General features: G+C 71.7%; 22 protein-coding genes. 8 read left to right on the top strand and 14 right to left on the bottom strand.

Annotation, left to right across the window (positions count from 1 at the left end):
• Positions 1-28: 28 nt before the first annotated feature.
• The 3 genes from AC1DIW_RS10460 to AC1DIW_RS10450 are packed head-to-tail and all read left to right on the top strand — an operon-like array spanning position 29 to position 4311.
• A complete protein-coding gene (locus AC1DIW_RS10460; RefSeq protein ID WP_478107995.1) occupies positions 29-649 on the top strand; it encodes a nitroreductase family protein in 621 nt (206 codons plus the stop codon).
• Between the two features lie 54 nt (positions 650-703).
• Positions 704-3223, top strand: a complete 2520-nt coding sequence (locus AC1DIW_RS10455; protein WP_478107993.1) for a DNA gyrase/topoisomerase IV subunit A — start codon at positions 704-706, stop codon at positions 3221-3223.
• The gene (locus tag AC1DIW_RS10450) at positions 3220-4311 is read left to right on the top strand and encodes a sucrase ferredoxin (RefSeq protein ID WP_478107991.1); all 1092 of its coding nucleotides are present in this window, start codon (positions 3220-3222) and stop codon (positions 4309-4311) included. The genes AC1DIW_RS10455 and AC1DIW_RS10450 overlap by 4 nt, the downstream gene beginning before the upstream one ends.
• Before the next feature lie 22 nt (positions 4312-4333).
• Here the strand turns inward: AC1DIW_RS10450 and AC1DIW_RS10445 are convergent, their stop codons facing one another.
• The 7 genes from AC1DIW_RS10445 to AC1DIW_RS10415 form a co-directional block, all read right to left on the bottom strand.
• Entirely contained in the window at positions 4334-5173 is an 840-nt protein-coding gene (locus AC1DIW_RS10445) for a hypothetical protein (RefSeq protein ID WP_478107989.1), read from the bottom strand.
• Positions 5170-6180: a vWA domain-containing protein gene (locus AC1DIW_RS10440; RefSeq protein ID WP_442278246.1), complete on the bottom strand. Its 1011-nt coding sequence runs from the start codon at positions 6178-6180 to the stop codon at positions 5170-5172. Before AC1DIW_RS10440 ends, AC1DIW_RS10445 begins: the two co-directional genes overlap by 4 nt.
• Entirely contained in the window at positions 6177-7166 is a 990-nt protein-coding gene (locus tag AC1DIW_RS10435; RefSeq protein ID WP_478107987.1) for a VWA domain-containing protein, read from the bottom strand. The genes AC1DIW_RS10440 and AC1DIW_RS10435 overlap by 4 nt, the downstream gene beginning before the upstream one ends.
• Positions 7157-7639: a hypothetical protein gene (locus AC1DIW_RS10430; RefSeq protein WP_478107986.1), complete on the bottom strand. Its 483-nt coding sequence runs from the start codon at positions 7637-7639 to the stop codon at positions 7157-7159. Before AC1DIW_RS10430 ends, AC1DIW_RS10435 begins: the two co-directional genes overlap by 10 nt.
• Positions 7626-8513, bottom strand: a complete 888-nt coding sequence (locus AC1DIW_RS10425; protein ID WP_478107984.1) for a DUF58 domain-containing protein — start codon at positions 8511-8513, stop codon at positions 7626-7628. The genes AC1DIW_RS10430 and AC1DIW_RS10425 overlap by 14 nt, the downstream gene beginning before the upstream one ends.
• Positions 8514-8539: 26 nt before the next feature.
• Complete coding sequence (locus tag AC1DIW_RS10420) at positions 8540-9766, bottom strand: AAA family ATPase (protein ID WP_478107982.1); 1227 nt, start codon at positions 9764-9766, stop codon at positions 8540-8542.
• A gap of 129 nt (positions 9767-9895) precedes the next feature.
• Positions 9896-12028 (bottom strand): DNA gyrase/topoisomerase IV subunit B, encoded by a 2133-nt coding sequence (locus AC1DIW_RS10415; protein WP_478107981.1) that lies wholly within the window; start codon positions 12026-12028, stop codon positions 9896-9898.
• 334 nt (positions 12029-12362) lie between these two features.
• Here AC1DIW_RS10415 and AC1DIW_RS10410 point away from each other — a divergent pair, with 334 nt between their 5' ends.
• Together AC1DIW_RS10410 and AC1DIW_RS10405 are read left to right on the top strand one after the other, a co-directional pair.
• Positions 12363-12587, top strand: coding sequence for a DUF7455 domain-containing protein (locus AC1DIW_RS10410; protein ID WP_442278252.1), 225 nt, complete (start codon positions 12363-12365; stop codon positions 12585-12587).
• A 71-nt stretch (positions 12588-12658) separates the two neighbouring features.
• Positions 12659-13147, top strand: a complete 489-nt coding sequence (locus AC1DIW_RS10405; RefSeq protein WP_478107979.1) for a DUF456 domain-containing protein — start codon at positions 12659-12661, stop codon at positions 13145-13147.
• Between the two features lie 112 nt (positions 13148-13259).
• On the opposite strand, the gene AC1DIW_RS10400 is transcribed toward AC1DIW_RS10405, so the two are convergent.
• From AC1DIW_RS10400 to AC1DIW_RS10375, 6 genes are all read right to left on the bottom strand, one after another.
• Positions 13260-13658: a DUF3040 domain-containing protein gene (locus tag AC1DIW_RS10400; protein WP_442278254.1), complete on the bottom strand. Its 399-nt coding sequence runs from the start codon at positions 13656-13658 to the stop codon at positions 13260-13262.
• Between the two features lie 74 nt (positions 13659-13732).
• Positions 13733-14992, bottom strand: a complete 1260-nt coding sequence (dinB, locus tag AC1DIW_RS10395; RefSeq protein WP_478107976.1) for a DNA polymerase IV — start codon at positions 14990-14992, stop codon at positions 13733-13735.
• A 57-nt stretch (positions 14993-15049) separates the two neighbouring features.
• Positions 15050-15814: a class I SAM-dependent methyltransferase gene (locus tag AC1DIW_RS10390; RefSeq protein ID WP_478107975.1), complete on the bottom strand. Its 765-nt coding sequence runs from the start codon at positions 15812-15814 to the stop codon at positions 15050-15052.
• Between the two features lie 63 nt (positions 15815-15877).
• The gene (locus AC1DIW_RS10385) at positions 15878-19861 is read right to left on the bottom strand and encodes a DNA polymerase III subunit alpha (protein ID WP_478107973.1); all 3984 of its coding nucleotides are present in this window, start codon (positions 19859-19861) and stop codon (positions 15878-15880) included.
• A 20-nt stretch (positions 19862-19881) separates the two neighbouring features.
• On the bottom strand, positions 19882-20331 hold the full coding sequence (locus AC1DIW_RS10380) for an SAV_6107 family HEPN domain-containing protein (RefSeq protein WP_442278258.1): 450 nt from the start codon (positions 20329-20331) through the stop codon (positions 19882-19884).
• 32 nt (positions 20332-20363) lie between these two features.
• Entirely contained in the window at positions 20364-20783 is a 420-nt protein-coding gene (locus tag AC1DIW_RS10375; protein ID WP_478108219.1) for a DUF6504 family protein, read from the bottom strand.
• A 507-nt stretch (positions 20784-21290) separates the two neighbouring features.
• On the opposite strand from AC1DIW_RS10375, the gene AC1DIW_RS10370 reads away from it, so the two are divergent.
• Entirely contained in the window at positions 21291-21998 is a 708-nt protein-coding gene (locus tag AC1DIW_RS10370; RefSeq protein WP_478107971.1) for a DUF4126 domain-containing protein, read from the top strand.
• 157 nt (positions 21999-22155) lie between these two features.
• Entirely contained in the window at positions 22156-22704 is a 549-nt protein-coding gene (locus tag AC1DIW_RS10365) for a hypothetical protein (protein WP_478107969.1), read from the top strand.
• Positions 22705-22792: 88 nt separating this feature from the next.
• Here the strand turns inward: AC1DIW_RS10365 and metF are convergent, their stop codons facing one another.
• Positions 22793-23701, bottom strand: a complete 909-nt coding sequence (gene metF / locus AC1DIW_RS10360) for a methylenetetrahydrofolate reductase [NAD(P)H] (RefSeq protein ID WP_478107967.1) — start codon at positions 23699-23701, stop codon at positions 22793-22795.
• A gap of 106 nt (positions 23702-23807) precedes the next feature.
• On the opposite strand from metF, the gene AC1DIW_RS10355 reads away from it, so the two are divergent.
• Complete coding sequence (locus AC1DIW_RS10355) at positions 23808-24902, top strand: polyprenyl synthetase family protein (protein ID WP_478107966.1); 1095 nt, start codon at positions 23808-23810, stop codon at positions 24900-24902.
• Positions 24903-24960 lie beyond the last annotated feature (58 nt).

Here is a 24960-nt window from a genome sequence, read left to right as displayed (position 1 = left end):
CGACCCCGGGAGATGGGAGTCTGGTCGCATGGAGTTCACCGAGGTCGTCCGCTCCCGACGCATGGTCCGCCGCTACGACCCCGACCGACCGGTCCCCCGTGCGCTCGTGGAGCGCTGCCTCGCCAACGCGGTCCGCTCCCCCAGCGCCGGCTTCAGCCAGGGCTGGGACTTCCTCGTGCTCACCACGCCGGCCGAGCGCGAGGCCTTCTGGGCCGCCACGACGGAGCCCGACGCGGCCGCCGACTCCTGGCTGGACGGCATACGGGCAGCGCCGGTGCTCGTGCTCTGCCTGTCGCACAAGGACGCCTACCTCGACCGCTACGCCGCGCCCGACAAGGGCTGGACCGACCGTGACGAGGCGCGGTGGCCGGTGCCCTACTGGGACGTCGACACGGGCATGGCGTCGCTCCTCATCCTGCTCACCGCCACCGACGAGGGCCTTGGCAGCCTCTTCTTCGGCGTGCCGCCGGAGCACCACGACGCGGTCCACAGGGCCTTCGAGATCCCCGTCAGCCGCACCATCGTCGGGGTCGTGTCCATGGGGTATGCCGTCCCGGGACCGAAGAGCCCCAGCCTGCGCCGGCACCGCCGAAGCGGTCGCGAGGTGGCCCACTGGGGCAGTTTCGGCGTGGCAGGTGAGGACGCGTGAGCGGCCTGCGCGAAGATGGGGCGTTGACCCGCTAGGCAAGGAGCACCCCCCGGCATGGCCCGACGAACGACCACCCCGCCTCCTCCCGAGGACTTCGAGGAGAAGATCGTCGGCATCGACGTCGAGGAGGAGATGCAGAACGCCTTCCTCGAGTACTCCTACAGCGTCATCTACAGCCGGGCGCTGCCCGACGCCCGCGACGGCCTCAAGCCCGTGCAGCGGCGCATCCTCTACGGCGCCAACGAGCTCGGCCTGCGACCCGACCGCGGCCACGTCAAGAGCCAGCGCGTCGTCGGCGAGGTGATGGGCAAGTACCACCCGCACGGCGACCAGGCGATCTACGACGCCCTCGTGCGCATGGCCCAGCCGTTCACCCTGCGCCTGCCCCTCATCGACGGCCACGGCAACTTCGGCTCGCTGGACGACGGACCGGCCGCGGCGCGGTACACCGAGGCGCGCATGGCCAGTGCCGCGCTCCTCATGGTCGCGGGTCTCGACGAGGACACCGTCGACTACGTCCCCAACTACGACGACACGCAGCTCCAGCCCGGGGTGCTCCCCGCGGCCTACCCCAACCTCCTCGTCAACGGTGCCGCCGGCATCGCCGTCGGCATGGCCACCAACATGCCGCCGCACAACCTCGTCGAGGTGATCGGCGCCGCGCGGCACCTCATCGCCAACCCGACGTGCTCGCTCGAGGACCTCATGAAGTTCGTCCCCGGACCCGACCTGCCGTGCGGCGGCAAGATCGTCGGGCTCGAGGGCATCCGCGACGCCTACCTCACCGGACGTGGCAGCTTCCGCACCCGGGCGACCGCGCGCATCGAGTCGATCACCCCGCGGCGCAAGGGCATCGTCGTCACCGAGCTGCCCTACCTCGTGGGACCCGAGAAGGTCATCGACAAGGTCAAGGACCTCGTCCAGGGCAAGAAGCTGCAGGGCATCGCCGACCTCAAGGACCTCTCGGACCGCCAGCACGGCCTGCGCCTCGTCATCGAGATCAAGAACGGCTTCAACCCCGACGCCGTCCTCGAGCAGCTGTACAAGCTGACGCCGATGGAGGAGAACTTCGGCATCAACAACGTCGCGCTCGTCGAGGGCCAGCCGCGGACCATGGGCCTCAAGGACCTGCTCAAGGTCTACGTCGACTTCCGCACCGACGTCGTGCGCCGCCGCACCGCCCACCGTCTCGCCAAGCGCGAGGAGCGCCTGCACCTCGTCGAGGGCCTGCTCATCGCCATCGTCGACATCGACGAGGTCATCCAGGTCATCCGCAGCTCCGACGACGCCGGCACGGCCCGCGCGCGGCTCATGGAGGTCTTCGACCTCTCGGAGGCCCAGGCGACCTACATCCTCGACCTGCAGCTGCGCCGCCTCACGAAGTTCTCGCGCATCGAGCTCGAGACCGAGAAGACCGAGCTCGAGCGTGCCATCGAGGAGCTGCGGGCCCTGCTCGAGAACGAGAAGTTGCTCCTGAAACTCGTGTCCACCGAGCTCGCCGACGTCGCCAAGGCGCACGGCACGCCGCGACGCACGGTGCTCCTCGAGAGCTCGGGTGTCAGCGCCACGGCCACGGCCACGTCGCCGCTCGAGATCGCCGACGACCCGTGCTGGGTGCTGCTGAGCTCGACCGGCCTGCTCGCCCGGACCGGCTCTGCGGAGCCCGTCACTGCCGAGGGTTCACGCTCCAAGCACGACGTCGTCATCGGCGCGGTCCGCACGACTGCCCGGGGCGAGTTCGGCCTCGTCACGAGCGCCGGCCGGATGGTGCGCCTCTCGGCGCTGGACCTCCCGACGCTCCCGCCGACGAACGGAGCGCCCAGCCTCTCGGGTGGTGCACCCCTCGCGGCCTACGTCGACCTGGGCAAGGGCGAGGAACCCGTGACCATCGTGCCGACCGGCGCGGACGCACCCGTCGTCGCCATGGGCACCGCCGCCGGCGTCGTCAAGCGAGTCACCTCCGAGGCGCCCAAGAGCAACGACTGGGACGTCATCAGCCTCAAGGACGGTGATCGCGTGGTGGGCGCCGCGGTCGCAGATCGCGAGGACCTCGATCTCGTCTTCGTGACCACGGACGCCCAGCTCCTCCGCTTCCCGGCGAGATCCGTGCGCCCGCAAGGACGCTCGGCCGGCGGTATGGCCGGCATCAAGCTGGCGACCGGGGCGCGGGTGCTGTTCTTCGGAGTCGCCGACCCGACGCGCGACGGTGTCGTCGTCACATCCTCCGGCTCGTCGGGTGCCCTGCCTGGGACCGAGGGAGGCTCCCTCAAGGTGACGCCGTATGCCGAGTACCCCGCCAAGGGACGCGCGACCGGGGGCGTCCGCTGCCACCGCTTCCTCAGGGGCGAGGACACCCTCGTGCTCGCCTTCGCCGGTAACAACCCCGCGCGGGCAGCGGCTGCGAACGGGGTCGCGATCGAGCTGCCGGCAGCCGACGGGCGACGTGACGGCTCCGGCGTCGCGACCACCGCGGTCATCGCCCACGTGGCGGGGCCTCCCGCTGACGCCCCGTCGGCCGCGGCAGCGGCCTCCGTCAGCGCTGACGGCGACGGCAGCGACGGAGGCGACGCATGAGCCCGTCCGGTCCGGGCGAGGCGGTCCGTCGGGCGGCCGCGACCGTGACGGCAGCCGTCGACGCCCTCACGGGGGGCTCAGCGGAGCACGCGAAGGGCGCCGAGCACGCCGAGCACGCCGAGCACCCTGCGACGACGGGTTACGGCACGCCCGCCACCGACGCGTGCTCGGTCCAGTGGGACCAGGACGGCACGAGCGCCTACGGCACGGCCGCGAGCGCCCGCTTCTTCGTCGTCGTCGAACAACCTGGACCGTGGGGTCGCGACGCGGTCCGCGAGTCCCACCTCGACCGCGAGCTCGGAGCCGAGCTGGACGCCCGCACCAGTCGGGCGGGTGGACGCTTCATGCTCGTCCGCCGTCCCGGTGGGCATCCGGCGCACGACGGTCCGCGCCGGGTGCTGGTCGCCCACGCCGGTGCGAAGCCGGAGGACGCGTGGTTGTTGACCGCCGAGGTCGACGACGTCGGTGACCTGCTCGGACTCGACTGGGGCGCGCTCGCGCGTGGTAGCCGCGCCCTCGTGCAGGCCTCGCTCCTCGGGTCGCAACCCGGGGAGCCGGCCCTGCTCGTGTGCACCAACGGTCGCCGCGACGTGTGCTGTGCCGTGCGGGGGCGCCCGCTCGCCGCGCATGCGGCCCGGGTTGCGCCCGGCCGCGCGTGGGAGGTGTCCCACACCGGTGGCCACCGGTTCGCGCCCACCGCCGTGCTCCTCCCCTGGGGGCAGACCCTCGCGCGCCTCGACCACCGCGCGTCGGAGTGGGTGCTCGCTGCGAGCGAGACCGGACACCTGCCCGCCGAGCTGCTCGGTCCGCTCCACGACCGTGGACGATCCGGGGTGCCCGGGCCGTCGCAGTGCGCCGAGTCACACGTTCGCGCGGAGACGGGTGAGACCCGACTCGCGGCCCTCTGGGCAGACCTCCCCGAGGAGATCGACGGCGGCTGGCAGGTCATCGTCACGCACATCGACGGCCGGCGGTGGCGCGTTCGGGTCACCCGCGAGCCGGTCGGACGCACTCGGCCCGAGTCGTGCGGCAAGAAAGCCATCGAGGTGCTGGAACATCGCGCCTCGATCCTCGAGGCCTGGTTCTAACGCCCGGAGCCCGGGAGAGTCCTCACCACGGCTTGGGGACCGTCGGCGTGCTGTCGCCGGGCGATGTGTCGTCGCTGCCCTGCTGCTGTTGCTGGTTGCGCTCGATGGTGTTCTGCCGCTGCTGCTCCTGGAGGTAGTCCTGCTCCTGCTGGCTCGGGGTCTTGCGGGGATCCGGCGTCGGCTCGGCCGGCTGGCTCGGGCTGGGCTGCTGCGGGTCCTGCGGCGGCTGCTGCGGCGGCGCGTCGGCGTTCTTCTGCTCCATTCGCTGCTGCGCCTGCTTGAGCTGCTCGCCGGTCTTTCCGCCGTCCGGAGCCTCGCACAGCGGCGGACGCTCCTTCGTGATGGTGATCCCCTTGTCGTAGTACTGCTTCCACTCGTCGGTGCGCTCCCGCGCCTTGGCCGCGTCGCCCAGGGCCTCATAGGTCAGGCCCAGGTTGACGCGCACCTTGCAGTCGTCGACGCCGCCCTTGGGCACCTGTTCGAACGCCTGCTCGAACCAGGGCCGGGCCAGGTCGAAGTGCCCCGTGAGGACGTGGGCGTCGCCGATGGCGAAGGGAGACCGGAACGCCTCGACGACGTTGACCCAGCCCTGCCGTTCTCCCCAGAGGAGGGTGCGAGGCTTGTCCCCGGCCCGGTAGGCGTCGAGGGTCTGCTCGTGGACGAGGTTGAGCGAGAGCAGTCGCGCCGCGACGAGGACGAGCAGGACGACGACCGGGGCGGAGCCGAGCAGCAGGCGACGCCGGCGGCGGCGCAGGTGAGGCGGCAGGGGTCGGCGGTCACGTCTGCGCAGGCGGACGCGGCGGCGTACGTCCGCGGTCGGTGCGTCGCCCGCCACGGCGGGCCTCTCCTCGATCTGCGTCATGGGCGGGCCATCCTTCGCCGGCGGGTCTGGACCAGCGCCGCGACGCCGGCGCCCACCTCCCAGGCGGCGATGCCGGCGAGGCCGATGAGGAGCGGCCAGTACAGCTCGCGTCGGGCGATGACCTTCTGCTTCTCGATCTGGTCGCTCGTGCCGAAGCGCTCGAGGTCGATGCCGTCGACCACGGGGCCGATGGCGTCACCCGCCTCGCGGTGCACGTACGCCAGGCCGAGCTGGTCGGCGATCGTGCGCAGCGTGGGCTCGCTGACGACCGACCGGGCGTCCTCTCCGGTGGCGGGGTCCTTGATGTAGTCGCTGCTCGCGTCGAACCGCGACCGGGTCGCCTTCATCCGGCCCCCGGTGGTCGTGCCGTAGCCGAGCACCGCCCCACCGTTGATGAGCCGTTTGTCGATGGCGAACGGCGCCGGCGCCTCGGCAGCCGTCTGCTCGCCGTCGCCGAGGTAGTAGACGATGCGCCCACGCTCGGGCGTGCGTGCGTCGGCCTGCTGGAGCAGCACCTTCAGCCGGTCCTTGGCCTCGCTGACCGAGGTGCCCCGCGAGACCTCGTAGGACTCCGGCAGCAGGGTCTCGACCGCCGCGTCGAGCGCTGTCGTGTCAGTCGTCAACGGCAGGCGGACGCGCGACGCCTGGTCGAAGGTCACGACCGAGTAGCGGGCGCCGGGCAGCGCTGCCGCGATGGCGGAGATGTCCGAGGACACCCCCTCGAGGCGGGGCCGCTCGTTGCCGTAGTCCTCCGCGATGATGCTGCTCGTCGTGTCGACGACGAAGTAGACGTTGAGGTTGGCAGCCGTGGTGTCGACCTGCTCCCCCGGCACCCCCGGGCGGAGCGCCGCCGTCGCGAGGAGCACCACCGCCGCCGTGAGCCGCCAGTGCGTCGACCGCGACTCGCCCGGCACTGAGCGCGACGAGGGGTTCCACCAGACGGCCGCCAGGGCGGCGACGACGAGGACGAGCAGGAGCGGCCACGGCGCCACGGGGAGCAGGCTCACGACGACCACCTCCGGGTCGCGCCGATGACCCCGACGAGTCCGATCCCGGCGAGCGTGATCGGCAGGGTCGGGTTGTCGGAGTGGAGCGAACGGGATGCCGCGTCGACGAGCGTCGCCTCCTGGGCGTCGACCGAGTCCACGATGCCCTTGATGGCCGACTGGTCGCTCATCGCGAAATACTGCCCGCCCGTGCCGCTGACGACGTCTCGCATGGCCATGGACTCCTGGTCGGGGCCGTCCTCCTCGGGGTTGAGCCCGTAGACGCGGACACCCTTGGCCCTGGCCAGCTGCCCCGCCTCGTCCACCGTGATGATGGGGCGTCCGGCGAGGTGGTTGTCCGTCGCGAAGACCACCGAGCGCGCCCGATGCAGGTCGACCTTGTCGAAGCTCGAGACGCACGTGGCAAGCCCGTCGCCGATCAGCGAGGTGCCCCGACCGTTGGAGGTGCCGGCGTAGAAGGAGTCGTATCCCGGGTCGCCGGTGAGCGCGCGCCCCGCCGAGTCGAGCTCGCCGTTGATGAAGTCGTAGTCGTCGGTGAGCGGGAAGACCGTCGCCGCAGAGCTGTTGAAGATGACGAGGCCGATGCGCTCGCCCTCGAAGCTCTTCACGAGCGTCCTGAACGTCGACACCAGCGTTGCGTCGTAAGCCGCCATCGAGCCGGAGATGTCGAGGCACAGCATGATGTCGCGACTGCGGGTCTGCGGCTTGTCGATCGTCGTGTCGAGCGGGCGCGCAGCGCCGGCCAACGCCGCCCCACCGAGGAGCACGGCGCTCGACGCGAGCACCATCATCCGGATCCGGTGCCGGCGCAGCGCGCGGCGGAACTCCGGCAGGGCGGTGAGCGCGCTCGAGTTGGCGACCGCCGCCGACGCGCGCGCCTGCCGGCGGGACAGGAGGCGGTACACGGCATACGCCAGCAGGAGCGCGAGCAGCGCCCCGAGGCTGACGACACCGGGCCACTTGAGGTCGAGTCCGCTCAGCTCCACCGCGCCACCACCTGCTTCGCGACGGTGCCGGCGCCGGTGAGCGTCGCGGTCTCGCGCGGGCCGAACTCGCCCGGGTAGAGCGTGCCGACCACCTCGGAGACGGGCGTCAGCCGGGGCCCCCCCGCGTTGAGCTCGGTGAGCGTCATGGTCGGCGCGTCGATCCCGGATACCTCCTGGACGAAGTGGCGCACGAGGACGCTGAGCTGCTGGTGCGCTCGGCGCTGGCTGATCTCCCCCGCGGCCGCCCGACGCAGGACGAGGTCGATCTGGTGCGTGTAGTCGGCGCGCAGCCGGCTCAGCCGGTCCGGGGTGACGCGAGGCGGCAGGACGACCTTCCGCTCCCGCGTCGACCACCACACCCAGGCGTACCAGGCAGCCACGAGCGCCAGGACCCCGATGCCGATCCACAGCCACCGGCCGGCATACGGGTCGGGGGCGTAGAAGCCCGGCGGTGGGGCGTCAGCGACGGGCACGGCGCTGCCTCTCGAGGAGGCCGAAGACGGCGGCCACGACCTCGTCGGACGACCCGAGACGGGTGTGGTTGATGCCGCGGCGGTCGAGCACGGCAGTCGTTCGCTGCACCCGGTCCCTGAGCGACGCGGCGTACGCCGCGCGCACCCGCGGGTCGAGGCGCACGAGCGTCGGCAGGGCGTAGGTGTCCGCGACGTCGTAGGCCGTCCGGTTGCCGTCCAGGGTCGTGGGGTCGGCGTCCTCGACGGTGATCCAGAGGATCTCGTGCTGCACGTGGAGGCGCCGTAGCAGCTCGTCGAGGGCCGGGTCGAGCTCCTTGTCGTCGGCGACGACGAGCAGCACGAGACGACGGCGGACGTGACGCACGATCCAGCGCAGCTGCGTCGCGAGGTTGCTCTGGTCGCCGTCCAGGACCGTCGCGGCGTCGACGGCGCGCAGCAGCAGCTCGAGGTGCACCTCCGACCCGCGCAGGTCGTGGGCGACGGTCGACCCGGCCGTGCCGCGGACGAGGCCGACGAGGTCACCGTGGCGCTGGGCCAGGTAGCCGACGAGCCCGGCCGCCGTGATGGCCACCGACTTCTTCGCCTCGCCGCTGCAGGTCTCGGCCGCCATCCCGCGTCCGGTGTCGATGACGAGCATGAGGTTCTGCTTGCGCGTCGCCACGTAGCGCTTGACGAGCGGCGACTGGTGGCGGGCCGTGGCGCGCCAGTCGATGTCACGCACCTCGTCTCCGGGCACGTAGTCGCGTAGGTCGTCGTAGTCGAGGCTGCGACCGTGGAAGACCGACGCGTACTCCCCCTCCAGGAGGCCGCGTGACTTGCGGCGCGCGTGGACGAAGAGCTTGCTCTTCACCCGCGTCAGCAGCGTCGTGGTCATGTCGCGTCCGTGGTCCAGCGCCCCCGTCAGGGAGTCCGGATCCCGCCCACCATCGCATCGATGATGCTCTCGACGGCCACCTCGTCGGCGGCCGCCTCGAAACCGAGCGTGACGCGGTGCCGGAGCACCCGGTGCGTCAGCGCCTTGACGTCGTCGGGCACGACATGGTTGCGCCCGTCGATGAGGGCGCGGGCCCGCGCTGCACTCGTGAAGGCGATGCTGGCCCGCGGGCTCGCCCCGAAGTCCACGTAGCCGGCCAGGCGCGGCTCGATGTAGTCGCGCGGGTGGCGGGTCACGTAGCCGATGCCGACGACGTAGTTGACGATGGCGGGGTCGATGTAGACGCGGCCCACGAGGGCCTGCAGCCGCTTGACGTCCGCGACCGAGACGACGGGCTCGGACGGCGAGTCGAAGATGCCGGAGTCGATGCGCCGCAGCACCTCGGCCTCCTCCGCCGGCGAGGGATAGCCGAGGACGTCCTTGAGCATGAAGCGGTCCATCTGGGCCTCGGGCAGCGGGTAGGTGCCCTCCTGCTCGATGGGGTTCTGCGTCGCGAGGACGAGGAACGGGTCGGGCAGGGCGTAGCTCTTGTCGCCGATCGAGGTCTGACGCTCCTGCATCGCCTCGAGCATCGCGGACTGGGTCTTGGCGCTGCTGCGGTTGATCTCGTCGAGCAGCACGAAGTTGGCGTGCACCGGTCCGAGCTGGGTCTCGAAGGTGCCGGAGTGCTGGTTGTAGACCTGCGTGCCGACGATGTCGCTCGGCAGCAGGTCGGGCGTGCACTGGATGCGGTGGAACCTGCCGCCGACGGCCTGGGCGATCGTCTGGGCCGCGGTCGTCTTGGCCAGGCCCGGGACGCTCTCGAGGAGCACGTGGCCGCCCGTCAGCAGCGCGATGAGCAGCGTCTCCTGCAGACGGGCCTGCCCGACGACCTTCGCGGCGAACGTCGTGGAGATCGCCTCGACGGTCTCCCTCGCCCAGTGGAGCTCGTCGGACGTCAGGTAGCGCGGCGGCGCCGGCGCCGTGCGGCCCGCCGCCGTGTCGATACCGGCGACGGCGACATCGTCGTCAGGCGCGTCGGGTGTGCCGGAGAGCTGCTGCGGCTCGTCCGGAACGACCGCGTCGTCGGCACCGGCCCCGGGGAGCACGACGGTGAAGGTGCCCCCGTCGACGTCCTCCTGTCCGACATCCCCAGTGGGCGCGCCGAACCGCCCATCGGCGACCGACTCCTCGGCGTTGACGTTGCCCACCATCGATTCCCCTTCTCGACGCGTGCCGGCGGGAGGAGTCGCGCCTGCAGGGACACATCGTAAGCACTGCGTGCCGGGTTGCGCCGACGGTCTCCACACGCGACGGACATTTCGGCGGCCCGGACCGGTGGGTCAGGCGTCGATGCGCTCCCGGTCGATCTCGGTGGCGGACTCGATGATGAAGTCCTTGCGCGGGGCCACCTCGTTGCCCATGAGCAGCTCGAAGACGCGCTCGGCAGCCTCGAGGTCGCGCATCGTCACCTTGCGCAGGGTGCGGTGGCGCGGGTCCATCGTCGTGTCGGCGAGCTGGTCGGCGTCCATCTCACCGAGGCCCTTGTAGCGCTGCATCGGCTGCTTGATCTTCTTCCCCGACTTCTCGAGGCGGGCGAGCGTGCGGCGCATCTCCGCCTCGTTGAAGGTGTAGATCAGCTCGTTCTTCTTCGCCCCGGCGTTGATCACCTCGAGCCGGTGCAGCGGCGGCATCGCCGCATAGACCCGGCCGGCGTCGACCAGAGGGCGCATGTAGCGGAAGAAGAGCGTCAGCAGCAGCGTGCGGATGTGGGCGCCGTCGACGTCGGCGTCGGTCATGATGATGACCTTGCCGTAGCGCGCGGCCGACAGGTCGAAGCTGCGGCCGGAGCCGGCCCCGATGACCTGGATGATCGAGGCGCACTCGGCGTTCTTGAGCATGTCGGACACCGACGCCTTCTGGACGTTGAGGATCTTGCCGCGGATCGGCAGCAGCGCCTGGAACTCGGAGCTGCGTGCCTCCTTCGCGGTGCCCATCGCCGAGTCGCCCTCGACGATGAACAGCTCTGAGCGCTCGACGTCGGTGGTGCGGCAGTCGCGCAGCTTGGACGGCAGGGTCGAGCTCTCGAGGGCGTTCTTGCGTCGCTGGGTCTCCTTGTGCAGCCGCGCGCTGATGCGCGACTTCATCTCCGAGACGACCTTCTCGAGCAGCAGCGCCGCCTGGGCCTTGTCGCCACGCTTGGTCGACGTCAGCCGGTCGGTCAGCTCCTTCTCGACGACCTTGGCGACGATGGCGCGCACGGCGTTGGTGCCGAGGACCTCCTTGGTCTGCCCCTCGAACTGGGGTTCGGCCAGACGCACCGTGACGACCGCGGTCATGCCCGCGAGGATGTCGTCCTTCTCGGGCTTGTCGTTGCCGACCTTGAGCCGCCGGCCGTTGACCTCGATCTGCTTGCGGAAGACCTTGACGATCGACTGCTCGAAGCCCGTGACGTGGGTGCCGCCCTTGGGCGTCGTGATGATGTTGACGAAGGACTGGAGCTTCGTGTCGTAGCCCTGTCCCCAGCGCAGCGCGACCTCGACGCCGCACTCGCGCTCGAGCTCGGTCGGGGTCATGTGGCCGTTGACGTCGAGGACCGGGACGGTCTCGGTGAAGGTGCCGGAGCCCTCGAGGCGCCACACGTCGGTGATCGGGGTGTCGGGCGCGAGGAACTCGACGAAGTCGGTGATGCCGCCCTCGTGCTGGAAGACCTCCTCGATCGGACCCTCCTCCCCGGGCGTGCCCTTGAGGCGGCGCTCGTCGCGGATGACGAGACGCAGACCGGGGACGAGGAAGGAGGTCTGCCGGGCGCGGCCGAGGATGGCGTCGTAATCGAGCTCGGCGTCCTTGAGGAAGATCTGCCGGTCGGGCCAGAAGCGCACCCGCGAGCCGGTGACGCCACGCTTCGCCTTGCCGACGACCGGCAGCGCGCTCTTCTTCTCGTAGGGGGTGAACTCAGCGTCCGGCGAGTGCACCGGCGAGCGGTCGGTGAAGGTGCCGGGCTCGCCGCGGCGGAAGCTCATGCCGTACGTCTTGCCCGCGCGGTCGACCTCGACGTCGAGCCGTGCCGACAGCGCGTTGACGACGGACGCCCCGACCCCGTGGAGGCCACCCGTGGCGGCATACGACGCGCCACCGAACTTGCCACCGGCGTGCAGCTTCGTGAAGACCACCTCGACACCGGACAGGCCGGTGCGGGGCTCGATGTCGACGGGGATGCCTCGACCGTTGTCCCTGACCTCGATGGAGCCGTCGCTGCTGAGGATCACCTCGATGTCGGTGCAGACGCCGGCTAGCGCCTCGTCGACCGCGTTGTCGATGATCTCCCACAGGCAGTGCATGAGACCGCGCTGGTCGGTCGAGCCGATGTACATGCCCGGGCGCTTGCGCACGGCCTCGAGGCCCTCGAGGACCTGGAGGTGGCGCGCGGTGTAGTCGCCGTTGCCGGAGGGAGCAGGTCGGGAGGCGGAGGCCACGTGTGTCGATCTCTTTCGGTCGGGAACGGCCAGCGGTCGGGCTGTGGAGGGGCTGGCAGTGGCAGCCTAGCCACCCCCGCCGACCGTCCCCCGGAGGCACGCTGGGCAGGCGGACCATCCGCCGGCCGGGCGGCGGCGAATCACCGACGCGTAACGATGTTGTGCACGGGGCGTCTCAGCCTCCGAGCCTGATCGTCGGGAAGCATTCGACGTGATTCACTGTTGGAACGTCCGCGAGACACGAGAGGTCCACCGGATGGACCGACCGAGTGTCGGACGTACATGGCAGGGTTTCCCTCCGGGGAACCCCCGAGGGAGGAAAGAGGCGAACACGATGACGACAGCACTGGCACCCGAACTGACCGCTGCTGACCGCTGCGACCGGTGTGGGGCTCAGGCCTACATCCGCGCCCGCCTCGTTTCCGGCGGAGAGCTGCTCTTCTGCGCGCACCATGGTCGGGAGCACCTCCCGGCGCTGAAGGACAAGGCTCTCGACATCCGCGACGAGACGGACCGACTCACCGAGATCCCGGGATCCGCTCCCGTGGACGAACGCTGAGTCCCACAGGCGATCTCCGACCCGGCCCCTCCTGACCCCATCCTGATCCGAACGCCGCCGACGACTGCCCTGTGATCACCGCGACGAACGTCCTCGTTCTGCTCGCGATGGTGGTGGGCACCGTCGGCATCGTCGTCCCGGTGCTCCCGGGACTCGTCGTGGTCTGGGGCGCGACGCTCGTGTGGGCGTTCGCACGTCAGGACGGGCCCGGTTGGCTCGTCTTCGCTATCGCCACGGTGTTGTATGCCGTGGGCCTCGTCGCGAAGTACGTCCTCCCCGGGCGCCGGATGAAGTCGGCCGGGGTCGACGGCGCCGTCGTGGCCGTGGCGCTGGCCGTGGCCGTGCTCGGCTTCTTCGTGGTCCCGGTCGTCGGCGCCCCGCTGGGCTTCGTCCTGGCGGTCTACGTCCTCGAGCTGGCCAAGCACCGCGAGCACCGTGCGGCCTGGCGGGCCACCGGCCAGGCGATCCGAGCCGTTGGCCTCAACATCGGCATCGAGCTGGCGACCGCCTTCGCCATCATCGCGACGTGGGGCGTGGCCGTCTACGTCGCCAGCCCCTAGGTCCCCAGCCCCGTCCGGTCCGCGGCTCGCCCCTCTGACCGCGCGAGACGCAGAAGGACCCCGACGACGTCCGTCAGGGTCCTGTGCAGATGGATGGTCGGAGCGCGACGCGTCACCACTGGTCGCGGCGGCGCTTCTCCCATCGTTCCTCGAGGCGCTCCATGAAGGTGCCCTGCCTGGAGGTGCTGGCCTTGACCTTGCCCGAACGGGGCTTGGTCGTGCCGTCGCTGCCGACGGCTGCGAGCTTGGTCCGGGACGGCGTGATGGCATAGACGATGCCGGCCACCATGATCGCGAAACCACCCGCACCCAGCCAGATGTTGCTGCTCATCGCGGAGAACACGACCAGGGCCAGCCCTGCCACGCCCGCAACGACACCGACGACGACGCGACCACGGCCGAGACCCCGCGACTTCGTCTTCTCGATGCGTGACGCGAAGCGAGGGTCTTCTGCGTAGAGGGCTTCCTCCATCTGCTGGAGGAGCGCTTCCTCGTGTTCCGAGAGTGCCACTCGGCACCTCCCTGGTGCGAAATCGACTGTGCCTTAATCGTATGCCGGAACCGACCGACACGGACTTGTTTCCCTCAGGATAGGTCGCGCCGCTCGCGTTGGGAACCCGAGGTCCGGTCAGGCATGAGTGATGCTGGACGCACTGATCCCGCGCCGAAGCGGGCGCTCGCCCGGTCGACGGCTCGGTCGGCCTCGCGCCACCCGTGCTCGGGCTCGTCGAGGGTGGCCTGGATGGGGGCCACGGCCGACGGCACGAGGCCCTCGAGGCGGACGCCGACGAGCCGGATCCGAGCCCGCTGGAGGCCGAGCCGGTCGTAGAGCTCGCGGGCCGTGGCGAAGATGTCGCGGGAGACGTCGGTGTGGTGGCGCAGCGTCTTGGCCCGGGTGATCGTCGTGAAGTCGGCGAACCGGACCTTGATGGACACGGTGCGTCCCATCATGCCGGCGGACCGGGCCCGGGCAGCGGTCCGGTCGGCGAGGCGCAGCAGTTCGCGGTGGATGCGGACCGGGTCGTCGATGTCGTGGGCGAAGGTCTCGTCGGCGCCGATCGACTTCTCGCGCCTCTCGGGCACGACCGACCGGGGGTCGCGGCCCCAGGCGAGGTCGTGCAGGCTACGGCCCGCCACGTCGCCGAGGGCCCGTTGGAGGGTCTCGACGGGAGTGTGGGCGAGGTCGGCCACCGTGCGCAGGCCGAGACGGTGCAGGTGCTCCTCGGTCTTGTCGCCGACGCCCCAGATCGCCCCGACCGGCAGCTGGTGCAGGAACGACACGACCTCCTCGCGGGGCACGACGATGAGCCCGTCGGGCTTGGCGAGGTTGGAGGCGAGCTTGGCGACGAACTTCGTCGAGGCCACCCCCACCGAGCACGTGATGCCCTGCTCGTCGGCGATGGTGTCGCGCAGCTGCTCGGCGATCTGGGTGGGACGTCCCAGTCGGCGTACGGCCCCGGACACGTCGAGGAAGGCCTCGTCGAGCGAGAGCGGCTCGACGCTGTCGGTGATCGTGGCGAAGGTGGCCATGACGGCCTCGGAGATGGCGGCGTAGCGACGGTGGTCGGGCTCGATGATGACCGCCTGCGGGCACAGTCGCTGGGCACGCGCCATCGGCATGGCCGAGGTGACTCCGAAGGCGCGCGCCTCGTAGGTCGCCGAGAGCACGACGGAGCGACCGCTCGCGCCGCCGATGATGACCGGTCGACCCCTCAACTCCGGGCGGGAGATGAGCGAGGCTGACGCGTAGAAGGCGTCCATGTCGACGTGCAGGACGGTGCAGCCGGTGTCGTCGGGCGGCTCGGCGCTCCGCCGGGTCGGTGCGGTGAACTGGCGGCGGCTCATCGTCGGACCATCCGACGGTGCGACGGGCTCACCACGGCCCGGTCGGTCGCCAGCCGGTCAGTCGCGGCGCGCGACGACGTGGAGAGCATTGCCGAGGGTTCGGAGGAACTCGCGTCCCGGACCGGAGACGAGCAGGTCGTCGAGCTCGGCCAGAGCGGCGCGATCGGCCTCGGAGTCGATGAGCGAGGCCGGTACGAGGTGGCCGAGGATGTTGGTGCCCCGGACCCGGACGTCGGTGAAGCCGGCCTCGGCGAGGAGGGTCTCGAGCTGCTCGACGTCGAAACGACGCGGGAGCGGGTCGGTGCTGCCCCAGCGGCCGGACGGGTCGACGAGGGCCGCGCGTGCCTGCCCGAACTCGCCCGCGATGGCCTTGGCGAAGACGACGGACAGCCGACCGGAGACGAGCAGCGAGAGGACGCCGCCCTCCCCCAGGGCCTGGGCGATGGCGTGGAGCGTGGCTGCGGGGTCATCGACGAACTCGAGCGTGCCGTGGCAGCAGGCGAGGTCGACGCGACGATCGGCGAGGACGGCGCCCAGCGAGTCACCGTCGCCCTGGACCGCGGTGATGCGATCGACGATGCCGGCCTCGTGGGCCCGGCGACCGAGCGACGCGAGCGCGTCGGGGCTGGGGTCGACGACGGTGACGTGGTGCCCGGCCTCGGCGAGCGGGACGGCGACGCCACCGGTGCCACCGCCGAGGTCGAGCACCTCGAGCGGACGGCCGAGGCGGGTGCTGCACTCGTCGGCGATGCGGCCCACGGCCGAGACGACCGCCGACGGCCGGACCCCTCCACGTCGCTGGGGGCGCTGCTCGTCGGGCACGGGATCCTCCGTCTGGGAACGTGGTACGCGTGGTGCTGCGTGTGGTTCGTGTGCGTCCTCACCCTAGTGCCCCGAGCTTCCCGGGCTCGCGTGCCACAGCTTGCGTGGCGGCCCACCGACGGTCTCGGTGGGCACGAGCCGACTCGTGCCTCGGGGGCCTCTGACGTCGTCGCCGGCCGGCTTGATGTCGGCGTACGGCGACTGCTTGAACCCCGAGGCGTGGACGAGCACGCGCCGCCCCTCCGGGCCCTCACCCACCCCGGCCGGAGCCCCGTCGGGACCGGCGAGGGCGGTGGCCCGCTCCCACGCCGCACGGTCGGCGGCGTCGAGCGCGTCGCGGACAGCGGTGATGCCGCCCGAGGTCCACGCGTCCTGCAGGGCCGAGAGCTCCCAGGCGCCGGTGGCCCGGATCGAGACGCCGCGCGGACCGGTGCGTCGCACGACCCCGCGGCAGAGCAGCAACCACGAGTGGAAGACGGTGGCGGCATACGGTCCCTGGACGTCCTCGAAGAAGGTGAGGTCGGCCGGGCCCGTGGCGTCGTCGAGGGTGAGGAAGACGACGCGGCGGCCGGTGCGGATCGGCGGGGTCTGGGTGGCGACCTTGACCCCGGCGACGAGGACCTCGCGACCGCTGCGTCCGGAGAGCAGGTCGCGCGCCCGGGTCACGCCGAGCGCGTCGAGCAGCGGACCGTAGAAGTCGACGACGTGGCCGCTCGCGTCGAGGCCGAGCACCTCGAGCTCGGCCCGGACCTGCTCTGGACCGGTCATCTCGGGCAGCCCGCTCGTCGCGGACAGCCGTGGCGTGTCGCCGAGGTCCAGCGTCAGCTGCGTCGCGATGTGCCCGGGCGCTCCCGCGGAGGCCTGGGACTGCGCGGCCGCGAGCGCCCGGATGTCGCCGGTGGCCGAGACGGACGTGACCCGCCCCCGTGTCGAGGCCGGTCCCGAGGACCGGCTCGCGGCCGAGACCCGCCGGGAGGACCGGCGCGACGAGCGCTGTGACGATGACCACCGGTCGAGCTCGGCGACGTGGAGCAGCAGGTCGCGCCGGGTGACCCGTCCGCGACGGCCGAGACCGCCCCGGGTGCGGCCCACGACGCCGGACCCGCTCTCGTCGAGCCGTGACGGCCCCCCGAGGTCGATGTCGTGCAGGGAGTCGAATCCCCCTGCCAGCACGAGCTTCTCGGCGATCGGGCGGGACACGTGAGCGCGCTGCCAGAAGTCGGAGAGGCTGGAGTAGGGCTGGCCGGCGACGATCTGCGCGACCTCGGCCTCGCTGATGCCGTGGACGTCCGCGAGCGAGAGCCGGATGGCCTCGCCGCCGTCGTCGGTGCGTTCGAAGCGGTAGGAGCCGGTCGAGACGTTGACGTCGAGGCCGAGGATCGCGATGCCGAAGGTACGGGCGTCGTCGAGGATGAGCCGCTTGGGGTACATCCCGGGATCGTGGGTCAGCACCCCGGCGAGGAAGGCGGCCGGGTGGTGCGTCTTGAGCCAGGCCGACTGGTAGGTCGGCAGGGCGAACGCTGCGGCGTGGGCCTTGCAGAAGCCGAACGACGCGAAGGCCTTGAGGACCTCCCAGATCTTGTCGGCGACGTCGGGGGCGTAGCCGCGGGCCCGGGCCGCTGGGCGCCACCACGCCTCGATCCGCTTCTGTCCGTCGGGGGTGCCGAGCGCACGGCGCACCTCGTCGGCCTGGGCCAGGGTCACGCCGGTCGTCTCGGCGACGATCATCAGCACCTGCTCGTGGAAGACGACGACACCCTCGGTCTCCTCGAGTGCGGGCACGAGCGTCGGGTGGAGGTAGGAGGGGTCCTTCCACCCCTGCCTCGCGTTGAGGAAGGGGATGATCATGTCGCTCTTGACCGGGCCGGGCCGGAAGAGCGAGATGTCGATGATGAGGTCGTCGAAGCTGCGCGGCCCGAACTTGCCGATGAGCTCGCGCTGCCCGGGGCTCTCGATCTGGAAGCAGCCGAGGGTCTTCGTCGACCGGACGAGCTCGAAGGTCGGCTCGTCGTCGAAGGGCACCTGCGACTCGTCGTCGAGGTCGATGTGGTCGCCGTCGACACGCTCGACCTCGTCGATCGCGTGGGCCATCGCCGACTGCATCCGGATGCCGAGGACGTCGAGCTTGAGCAGGCCCATCTCCTCGACGTCGTCCTTGTCGAACTGGCTCATCGGGAAGCCGAGCCAGCTCGCCTCGACCGGGGTGCGGTCGAGCAGGACGGAGTCGGACAGCACGACCCCGCAGGGGTGCAGGGCGATGTGCCGGGGCAGCCCGTCGAGCCGCTCGACGATGTCGAACATCAGCTGCAGGCGCGGCACGTCGAGACCGCTCGCCCGCAGCTCGGGCAGCTCGGCGAGGGCATGGCGCACGTTGCGTGCCGCGATGTGCGGGAAGGCCTTGGCCATGGCGTCGACCTCGGACGGCGGCAGCCCGAGCGCGGCGCCGGCGTCGCGGATCGCGTGCCGCACCCGGTAGGTGTCCATCATCGACACGCACGTGACGCGGTCGCCGCCGAAGTGGTCGAGGATGCGCTCGTAGATCTCGGTGCGGCGGGCGGACTCCACGTCGATGTCGATGTCGGGCAGCTCGGCGCGCAGCGGTGAGCAGAAGCGCTCCATGAGCAGGCCGTGCCGCATGGGGTCGACGCCGGAGATGCCGAGGAGGTAGTTGACGAGCGACCCTGCGCCTGACCCCCGGGCCGCGACCCGCACCCCCATCTCACGGATGAGGTCGCAGACCTGGGCGACGGTGAGGAAGTAGGTCGCGTAGCCGAGCGTCTCGATGACGCCGAGCTCGTCCTCGAGCCGGTCGCTGACCGCGACGAGCTCGCTCTCGGAGCGGCCGGGATAGCGGGTCGGGATGGACTCGCGGCACCGGCGCGCGAGGACGCGGTGCGGGTTGGTGCCGGGCCGGATGCCGAGGATGCCCGGCTCGGGCAGGTGCACCGAGCCGATGCCGAGGTCGGCTCGTGGGTCCTGGACGCACTCGGCGGCGAGCGCCGTGGTGCGGGCGAGCAGCTCGCGTGCCTGCTCGCGGGCACGTGACCCGCCGCCGACGAGACCGGGCCCGGAGACCTGCACGATGTCGAGGGCGAGGGCGTGCATCAGGGGGGTCGGCGAGAGGTGCCCGGCCGTCGTGACGCGGTCGAGGTGGCGGGCGTCGAGGGCGACGAGCCGGCGGGCGGCGTCGAGGACATCGACGATGGCGGCGTCCTGGGGGTCGGTGTGGCGCACCGCTGCCGTGATGACGCTCGGCACGCCGACCTCTCGGGCCAGCGCCAGCATGCGTGCAGCCTGGCCGAGGCTGCCGGGCTGGTGTTCCGGTCCGCCGTGGCACACGACCTCGACGACGACGGCGCCCCGCGGGAGCAGCGCCATCCAGCGTTCGAGGGCCGCTCGGGCGCGGTCCCGACGCTTGGCGAGCACCGCCCGACCGACGTCGGAGTCGGGTCCGAGGAGCACGACGAGGCGAGAGGGGCCGCCGTCCGCCACCGGTGACGTATGCCGTCTGCCACGGCCGCCGGGTCCGTCGTCCTCCGTCGTGGGCGACGTGGGCGAGGAGGGCGAGGAGGGCGACGTGCGCGCGTGCTCGGCGACGAGGCTCGCGGTCGTGACGGGGTTGCCGCGCTCACCGCGCAGGTGGGTCGCGGTGACGAGCCGGCAGAGCGCTGCCCATCCCGCGCCCGGCGCGAGGCCGCTGCCGCTGCCACGCGCCAGCACCGTGACGCGAGGCAGCCGCGGGTCGACGAGCGCGCCACCCCGCACCGGGGTGCGCGCGGGACGCTGGCGTTCAGGCTGCTCGGGCCCGATGGCGAGGTCGACACCGAGGATCGGGGCGATGTCGTGCTCCATGCACGCACGCACGAACTTGACCGCGCCGTAGAGTCCGTCGCGGTCGGTCAGGGCGAGAGCCGGCTGGCCGAAGGCGGCCGCCCGTTCGACGAGCTGGTGGGGCCTGGCCGTGCCGTAGCGCATGGAGTAGCCCGAGGCGACGTGCAGGTGCACGAAGCTCTCGCCCGCGGCGCCGCTGGTCATGGTGGTGGTCATGCTGGTGGTCATGCTGGTCGTCACGCCCCGCTCGCCCGGCTTCTCGAGACGGGCGTGATCGACTGCGGCAGGGGGACCGTGAGCGGGACACCGAGCAGGTCCTGCACGATCTCGAGGAACATCTCGGCCTGGCGCAGCAGGTCGTCGGACTCGCGCGCGCTGATGTGGCCGCCCCGGTCGATGACCGACCGGTGGGCCGAGCAGGCCGCGAAGAAGGCGGCCCACTCCCCCAGCTCGGGCGCGACGCCGGGCAGCACCTGCCAGACGCTGCGGGGGCGCGCTCGCGGCGTGGGGACGGTCCGGGCCGCGACGAGGGCGGCAGCGGCGCGCAGTGCACCGAGGTGGGCGTCGCGGTAGCGCTCGGAAGCCTCGGTGGTGCGGCACGCGGACTCGAGCGTCACACGGGCCCGCTCGAGCAGGTCGAGCACGGCGACCGAGATGGGTGGGCGGCGCAGGTGGGCGGCGGTCACGGTGGTCTCCTCTTTCTCCGAACCGGGAATGGTCAGTCGGCAACCCGGACGAGCGACCACCGGTCGCCGTGCGGGGACTCGTCATGGGCGAGGTCATAGACCCCGGGCGTGAACGACCAGCCGGGGCTCGCTTCGACGCGCCAGACGTGCTGCTCGCTCGCTGCTGCGACGAGCGTCTCGCCGGGACGCACCTGCGCCTCGTCGGCCTCGAGCGCGTCGCGCCACCACGCCCGTCGTTCGCGCCAGTGCGCCAGGACGCCACGCACGACGTAGAGGCGTCCGCGCCAGATGAACGCCTCGGGCGACGACTCGAGGGACCCGGCCTGGAGGGGTCCCGGGACCGACTCGGACCTCCCCGCAGTCCGAGCCTGCCGAACCGCCCCTGACTGAACCGCCCCTGACCGCTCCCGCTCGCGCACTCTCACCTGCACGGAGTCACTGAACCTACGCACCACGACACGTCTCCCTCGGACACGTCGAGGCCGACATCACGACCCGAACCACCCGCGCCCCACACGAGCGGTCCGACACCAACCGACGACTGAACTGACAACCTGACTGATCATTGCTGTTCGAACACTTGTTCGACACTCGAAGCCTAACCCCTGCCGCCGACAGGCTGTCAAGACGGTCCACGGGCCGTTGCCGACCTTGGCGCGAAGGCCCGCACCCGGGCCCGTTCCGTCACGATCCGGACCAATCTGAGTAGTTGTGCTCAGGTCCGCGCGTCTCGGCCGTCGGCAGAGTGGGGCCAGCGGGTCCGGTCCGCGAACGGAGAGGTGCAGGGGTCCTGTCCGCTCATGGATCGGGCCCCTTCCGCTGCCTGCCGGCTGCGCGCGTCCCGTTGCGCGGTCTTCGGGAATGCGGGAGCGTCGGGGACGTTGGACCTGTGCTCGGCCGTCCGGCCCAGCAGCAGACGCACCGGCGCACAGCGACCGGCGCACGACCGAAGGGGTGTCGTGGGCGCCGAGCTCATCCCCATGGCCTTCACCACCGGGTGGGGCAGCGGGATCAACGCGTACGCGGTCGTGCTCGTCCTCGGGCTCGCCGACAAGATCTGGGGTCTCAGCCAGATCCCCAACGCCCTCGCCCGCACCGACGTGCTCATCGGCGCGGGGATCCTCTTCGCGGTCGAGATGCTCGCCGACAAGATCCCCTACGTCGACTCCGTCTGGGACTCGGTGCACACGGTCGTCAGACCGGCGGTCGGGGCCACGATCGGCTACCTCATCGGCCACGACACGGCCTCCCTCGACGCGGCCGTCGGTGCCGCCACTGGCGGCGTCACCGCCCTCATCTCGCACGGCATCAAGGCCGGGCTGCGGGCCGCCGTCAACACCTCCCCCGAGCCCGCCAGCAACGTCCTCGTCAGCACCACCGAGGACGTCACGGTCACCGGGGTCACGGCCCTCGCCATCGCGCACCCGTGGTGGGCTGCGGCCATCGCCCTGCTCCTGCTCCTGCTCGGCGCCTTCCTCGTCTACAAGCTGGCCGCCCGCATCCGCCGCTACAAGCGTCGCTACGACGCCTGGGGTGAGCGGGTGGGGATCGCCGCGCCGTCCGAGCACCGAGGACGCGACGCACCGACGGTCCAACGGCGCGCCCTGCGTTCTCGAAGGACGCGCGCCGACGAACGGCTCGAGCAGCCCTTCGACCAGCAGACCTGACCCCGGCCCCCTTCGCGGTGGCCCCGGGGGCCGTGCCGTTCACAGGTCGGCGCCCGGCTCACAGGACGTCCCCACGCGGGCGAGGGGGTGACCACAGCGCTGCCGCCGACGGTGGACACAGCTGGCACGAGGCCAGCCCATCGAAGGAGTGGAACGGATGAAGAACAAGACCATCGCGCTGGCAGGCGCCGGGATCGTGGCCGCGTCAGCCCTCGCGCTCGGCGGGGCGGCTCTCGCCAGCGCGAACGAGACGGGCAGCACCGGCACCACGACGAGCGGCGCCTACGGGCAGGCCGGCGAGGGTGCACGCACCCCGGGCATGACCGGCAACGGCAACACCGACCCCAGCAAGCCCATGCGCTCGGACGAGAAGCTGCTCACGGGCGACACGGCCGCCAAGGTGACGGCGGCCGCCAAGGCCAAGGAGCCGACCGCGACGATCGAGCGGGTCGAGACCGACTCGGACGGGGTCTACGAGGCGCACATGGTGCGCGCCGACGGCACCCACATCACGGTGCAGGTCAACGCGTCCTTCGCGGTGACGGCCGTCCAGGAGGGCGGCCCGGGCGGGCCCGGCGGGCATGGCGGCGACCACGACGGCGACGGCCCCCAGGGCCAGCAGGGACTCCAGGGACTCCAGGGACTCCAGGGCGAGGTACCGGCATCCCCCGGCGGCACGGCGACGACCACCCCGTCCAGCAGCTGACCACCCGGCGCCACCGAACCGGACGGCCGGCCTTTCCGGGGGTCGGCCGTTCGGTCGTCCCCGGCCACCACCGGGCTCGCCCGGTGCCTCAGAGGTTGCCGAAGACCTCGAGCGTCGCTGACGAGCGGTTCATCGTGATGAAGTGGATGCCGGGTGCTCCCTCGTCGAGCAGCCGGCGTGACGACTCGGTCGCGATGGCCATGCCCTCGGCGCGCACGCCGGCGGCGTCGTCGCCGTGGCGCTCGAGGCGGTCGGTGACCGTGGCCGGCATCGGCTGGCCCGCGAGCTGCGCCATGCGCACCACCTGGCGCGCGTTGGTGATCGGCATGATCGCCGGGACGACGGGGAGCCGGGAGCCGCGTCGCGCGAGCTCGTCCCGCAGCCGGAGGTAGTTGTCGACGTCGAAGACCATCTGCGTGATGGCGAACTCCGCACCCGCGCGCTCCTTGCGGACGAGGGTCTCGGCGTCCTCACTGATGTCGCCCGACTCGGGGTGGCCGTCGGGGAAGGCCGCGACGCCCACGGTGAAGTCGCCGAGGCTGCGCACGAGGGAGACGAGCTCGTCGGCGTGGTCGAGGCCCTCGGGATGCGCGACCCAGGGCTGGCCGAGCCCGCCCTGGGGGTCACCGCGCAGGGCCAGGATGTTGCGGACCCCGGCGGCGGCATACGACCCGACGATGCTGCGCAGCTCGGCGACCGAGTGGCCGACACACGTCAGGTGAGCCATGGGCGTCAGCGAGGTCGCCTCGAGGACGCGCTGGGTGAGGCGCACGGTGCGGTCGCGTGTGCCGCCCCCGGCGCCGTAGGTGATCGAGACGAAGCTCGGCGAGACCTTCTCGAGGCGGCGGATGGCGTCCCAGAGCTGCGCCTCGGAGGCGTCGTCCTTGGGCGGGAAGAACTCGAAGCTGAACGTCGGGGTGTCGGCCTCGATCATCGCCGGGATGGATCGCGTGAACCGCTCCGCCCGCGCCATCGAGGATGCCGTGCCGTGTGCCATGCCGCACACCCTAGGCCGAGCGGGTCCAGGTCGTGTGGGCTGTTCACGGTGCGACCGGCGCGCCGCGTAGGCTGACCACCATTTCCGCGACTCGATGGAGGACCCCGTGCAGACCCCCACCGACCTCGACGTGCTGCGCCGTCGGGTGCAGCACGCGATCGACGGGCAGATCGCCGGGGCCACGCAGTCGCTCGCCGCGATCGGTGACGAGACGGCCCCGCTCGTGTCGGCCGTGTCCGGCCTGCTGACCGGCGGCAAGGGCCTGCGCGCCGGGTTCCTCTACTGGGGCTACCGCGCCGCCGGCGGAGCCGACTCCGACGCGCTCGTCCGCCTCGCCGCGAGCATGGAGTTCTTCCAGGGCGCCGCGCTGCTCCACGACGACGTCATGGACCGCAGCGACACGAGACGGGGTATGCCGTCCGCCCACCGCGCCGTCGCCTCGCTGCACCAGCAGCGCGGCTGGGCAGGTGACGCCGACCGGTTCGGCGAGGGCACCGCGATCCTGGCCGGTGACCTGTGCCTCACGTGGTGCGACGAGATGTATGCGACGTGCGGCCTGCCCGGCGAGGAGCTGGCACGCGGACGTCAGCTCTTCGACACGATGCGCACGCAGCTGATGGGCGGCCAGTTCCTCGACCTCCTCGAGTCGGCTCGAGGCTGGGACGGCCTCGACCTCGAGGCCCGGGTCGCCTCGGCCCGCCAGGTGATCCGTTTCAAGAGCGCGAAGTACACCATCGAGCACCCCCTCCTCATCGGTGCGCTCGTCGGCGGCGCTCCGGACGGCGCTCTCGCACCCCTGTCCGACTACGGCCTGGCGCTGGGCGAGGCGTTCCAGCTGCGTGACGACCTCCTGGGGGTCTTCGGCGACCCCGAGGCCACCGGCAAGCCGGCCGGCGACGACCTGCGTGAGGGCAAGCGCACGGTCCTCGTCGCGCACGCCCTCGACGCGGCGTCAGACTCCCAGCGCGAGATCGTCGAGGGCCTCCTCGGCCGTGACGACCTCGAGCTCGAGGGCGTCGAGGCCATCCGGCGGGTGCTCGTCGACACCGGCGCCGTCGACCGGGTCGAGGACCTCATCACCGCACTAGCCGACGACGCGTGCCGCGCCCTCGACCGGGCCCGCCACACCGGCTCCTACGACGCGCCCGCCCTCGACGTGCTCGAGGCCCTCGTCGCGGTCTCGACGGCCCGGCGGTCCTGACACCCGATCCGGCGCTCGCCCTGACGACCGCTGGGACCGCGCCACACGGCATACCCCA

The organism is Terrabacter sp. 01T434 (genome assembly GCF_056398545.1).
This window is presented reverse-complemented; position numbering and strand designations above follow the sequence as displayed.

Bases quoted from the DNA above. Each gene is read 5' to 3' on its own strand.
- AC1DIW_RS10460 (WP_478107995.1), top strand. From the start codon at position 29: ATGGAGTTCACCGAGGTCGTCCGCTCCCGACGCATGGTCCGCCGCTAC.
- AC1DIW_RS10455 (WP_478107993.1), top strand. From the start codon at position 704: ATGGCCCGACGAACGACCACCCCGCCTCCTCCCGAGGACTTCGAGGAG.
- AC1DIW_RS10450 (WP_478107991.1), top strand. From the start codon at position 3,220: ATGAGCCCGTCCGGTCCGGGCGAGGCGGTCCGTCGGGCGGCCGCGACC.
- AC1DIW_RS10445 (WP_478107989.1), bottom strand. From the start codon at position 5,173: ATGACGCAGATCGAGGAGAGGCCCGCCGTGGCGGGCGACGCACCGACC.
- AC1DIW_RS10425 (WP_478107984.1), bottom strand. From the start codon at position 8,513: ATGACCACGACGCTGCTGACGCGGGTGAAGAGCAAGCTCTTCGTCCAC.
- AC1DIW_RS10420 (WP_478107982.1), bottom strand. From the start codon at position 9,766: ATGGTGGGCAACGTCAACGCCGAGGAGTCGGTCGCCGATGGGCGGTTC.
- AC1DIW_RS10410 (WP_442278252.1), top strand. From the start codon at position 12,363: ATGACGACAGCACTGGCACCCGAACTGACCGCTGCTGACCGCTGCGAC.
- dinB (WP_478107976.1), bottom strand. From the start codon at position 14,992: ATGAGCCGCCGCCAGTTCACCGCACCGACCCGGCGGAGCGCCGAGCCG.
- AC1DIW_RS10385 (WP_478107973.1), bottom strand. From the start codon at position 19,861: ATGACCACCACCATGACCAGCGGCGCCGCGGGCGAGAGCTTCGTGCAC.
- AC1DIW_RS10365 (WP_478107969.1), top strand. From the start codon at position 22,156: ATGAAGAACAAGACCATCGCGCTGGCAGGCGCCGGGATCGTGGCCGCG.
- metF (WP_478107967.1), bottom strand. From the start codon at position 23,701: ATGGCACACGGCACGGCATCCTCGATGGCGCGGGCGGAGCGGTTCACG.